The sequence below is a fragment of the Streptomyces sp. NPDC054770 genome, from assembly GCF_053611985.1.
This window is the reverse complement of record NZ_JBSHBL010000182.1, coordinates 1-3,227: the sequence shown is the minus strand read 5'-3', so window position 1 is coordinate 3,227 and position 3,227 is coordinate 1. Positions and strand designations below refer to the sequence as shown.

Here is a 3,227-nt window from a genome sequence, read left to right as displayed (position 1 = left end):
TCCTATTTGTGTTATATGCGGATATAGCCGGTGGGCGCTCGGCGGCGGCGGGGGGGGGGGGCGGGCCCCGGGGGGGTCTGCCGAATAGCCGATACCGCCCCGCGCCCCTTCGGGGCGCGCCGAACCGCAGCGGACTTCGCAGGGTACGGTCTCGTGGCCGTCCGGCACGGGCCCGGCCCGCTCGGCCGATACCCGCCGTACGGCATAAGCTCGGCGGATGGCGAAGTACTTCGACGTGCACCCCGACAACCCGCAGCCGCGCAGCATCTCCCAGATCGCCGATTCGGTGCGGTCCGGGTCGCTCATCGCATACCCGACCGACTCCTGCTACGCGCTGGGCTGCCAGCTCGGCAGCCGGGACGGCATCGACCGGATCCGCTCCATCCGGCATCTGGACGGCCGGCACCACTTCACGCTGATGTGCCGTGACTTCGCGCAGCTCGGCCAGTTCGTGCACGTGGACAACGACGTGTTCCGGGCCGTGAAGGCGTCGACGCCCGGCAGCTACACCTTCATCCTCCCGGCGACCCGGGAGGTGCCGCGCAAGCTGCTGCACCCGAAGAAGAAGACCGTCGGCGTCCGTATCCCCGACCACGTGGTCACCCAGGCACTGCTGGAGGAGCTCGGCGAGCCCCTGCTCTCCAGCACGCTGCTGCTGCCCGACGAGGAGGAGCCGCTGACCCAGGGCTGGGAGATCAAGGACCGGCTGGACCACCAGGTGGACGCGGTGGTCGACTCCGGGGAGTGCGGCACCGAGCCGACCACGGTCATCGACTTCTCCGGCGGGGAGGCGGAGATCGTGCGCCGGGGCGCGGGCGACACCTCGCGGTTCGAGTGAACTCGAGGATCCCCCGTCCACGGCTCCCTCACCTCGGCGTGCCACGATGATCGTGACATGCCGCGCCGGGTGTTCCGCACCCCGACGCCGACTCCACAGAGAGGCACTTGCGCCATGACCGCCGTACAGGGATCCGACGTGGACATCACCACCGAGGACGGCGTCGCCGACGCCTACCTGGCCCACCCCGCCGACGGACTCCCCCACCCGGGCGTACTCCTTTACCAGGACGCCTTCGGGATCCGTCCGCACCTGAAGTCGATGGCGGACCGGCTCGCCGCCGCGGGCTACACCGTCCTGCTCCCCAACGTCTTCTACCGCAGCGGCCGCACGCCGGTCATCGACCTCCCCGAGTTCATCGACCCCTCGGCGGACCCGACGATCTGGCAGCGGATCATGCCGATCATGATGTCGCTGACGCCCGAGCTCAGCGACCGGGACTCGGCCGCCTACCTGGACTGGCTGGCCGAGAGCCCGCTGGTGGCCGACGGGCCGGTCGCGATCACCGGTTACTGCCTGGGCGCCCGGCTGGCCGTGCGGACCGCCGCCGCGTTCCCGGACCGGGTCGCGGCCGCGGGCGGCTTCCACGGCGGCCGGCTGGTCACGGACGACGCGGACAGCCCGCACCTGCTGGCCGACCGGATCACCGCGGAGCTGTACTTCGGCTTCGCGGACCAGGACCAGTCGATGACCGAGGAGCAGATCCGCACCTTCGAGGAGGCGTTCACCGCCGCCGGGGTCCGCAACACCTGCGAGATCTACCGGGGCGCCGACCACGGCTACACGCAGGCCGACACCCCGTCCTACTCCGCCGAGGCCGACGAGCGGCACTGGGCGGCGCTGCTGGACCTGCTGAAGCGCACGTTCTGATCCGCACACGTCCGTGAGTCCGGGGCCCGTCGCGTCGACCGACGGGCCCCGTTTTCGTCCCCCTCATTGACATGAACCCGCCTCACCGGGACCCTGAGAGCGCTCTCAGACTGGTACGGACCAATGTTCGTACGACCCCGACCCCCCACACGGAGGTGGAGAGTGCGCACAGGACTCGCACGCCGGACGCTGCCCCTGACGGCCGCGGCGGCACTGATCGGCGGAGTGCTCACCCTGGGCACCCCGCACCCGGCCGACGCCGCGGTACCCGACACGATCCCGCTGAAGATCACCAACAACTCCGGCCGCACCGACCAGGTGTACGTCTACGACCTCGGCACCCAGCTCTCCACGGGACAGCAGGGCTGGGCCGACGCGGGCGGCACCTTCCACGCCTGGCCGGCCGGCGGCAACCCGCCGACCCCGGCGCCGGACGCCTCGATCACGGGCCCGGCGGCGGGTCAGTCGAAGACGATCCGGATCCCGAAGTTCTCCGGCCGGATCTACTTCTCCTACGGCCAGAAGCTGGACTTCAGGCTGACCACCGGCGGTCTGGTGCAGCCCGCGGTGCAGAACCCGACCGACCCCAACCGCAACATCCTCTTCAACTGGTCCGAGTACACGCTGAACGACTCGGGTCTGTGGATCAACAGCACCCAGGTGGACATGTTCTCGGTGCCGTACGCGGTCGGAGTGCAGCGCGCCGACGGCAGTACGGCCAGCACCGGGCACCTCAAGTCGGGTGGCTACAACGGATTCTTCAGCGCCCTGCGCGGGCAGCCCGGCGGCTGGGCAAACCTGATCCAGACCCGGTCCGACGGCACCGTGCTTCGCGCGCTCTCCCCGCTGTACGGCGTGGAGACCGGGGCACTGCCGTCGACCGTCATGGACGACTATGTCAACCGGGTCTGGTCGAAGTACTCGACGTCGACCCTGACCGTCACGCCGTTCGCCGATCAGCCGAACACCAAGTACTACGGCCGGGTCTCGGGGAACGTCATGAACTTCACCAACTCCGCCGGGGCGGTGGTGACGAGCTTCCAGAAGCCGGACGCGGGCAGCATCTTCGGCTGCCACAACCTGCTCGACGCCCCCAACGACCTGGTGCGCGGCCCGATATCGCGCACCCTGTGCGCGGGCTTCAACCGGTCGACGCTGCTGACCAGTGCCAACCAGCCGGACACCAACCCGGCTGACTTCTACCTGGACACGGTCACCAACCACTACGCACGCAAGATCCACGCCCAGATGGCCGACGGCAAGGCGTACGCCTTCGCCTTCGACGACGTCGGCAACCAGGAGTCGCTGGTCAACGACGGCAGCCCGCAGCAGGCGTACCTCACGCTGGACCCGCTGAGCTGACCCGCGCGGGCGTCCCGCACCCGGCTCGCGGATGCGGGACGCCCGGCTTCGGCCGCGCTGGGTCAGCCGGTCGTGACGGCGGTGTCGTCGACGACGAAGCTGGTCTGGAGCGAGGAGTCCTCGACACCGCTGAACTTCAGGGTGACGGTCGAGCCCG

3 protein-coding genes are annotated in these 3,227 nt (G+C 69.8%); all 3 read left to right on the top strand.

Annotation, left to right across the window (positions count from 1 at the left end):
- Positions 1 to 217 precede the first annotated feature (217 nt).
- On the top strand, positions 218 to 838 hold the full coding sequence (locus ACWGKQ_RS52030) for an L-threonylcarbamoyladenylate synthase (protein WP_453299156.1): 621 nt from the start codon (positions 218 to 220) through the stop codon (positions 836 to 838).
- Between the two features lie 114 nt (positions 839 to 952).
- Complete coding sequence (locus ACWGKQ_RS52025; RefSeq protein ID WP_453299155.1) at positions 953 to 1,708, top strand: dienelactone hydrolase family protein; 756 nt, start codon at positions 953 to 955, stop codon at positions 1,706 to 1,708.
- A gap of 123 nt (positions 1,709 to 1,831) precedes the next feature.
- Positions 1,832 to 3,070 carry a glycoside hydrolase family 64 protein gene (locus ACWGKQ_RS52020; RefSeq protein WP_453299154.1) on the top strand — a complete coding sequence of 413 codons (1,239 nt, stop codon included), beginning with the start codon at positions 1,832 to 1,834 and terminating at the stop codon, positions 3,068 to 3,070.
- Positions 3,071 to 3,227 lie beyond the last annotated feature (157 nt).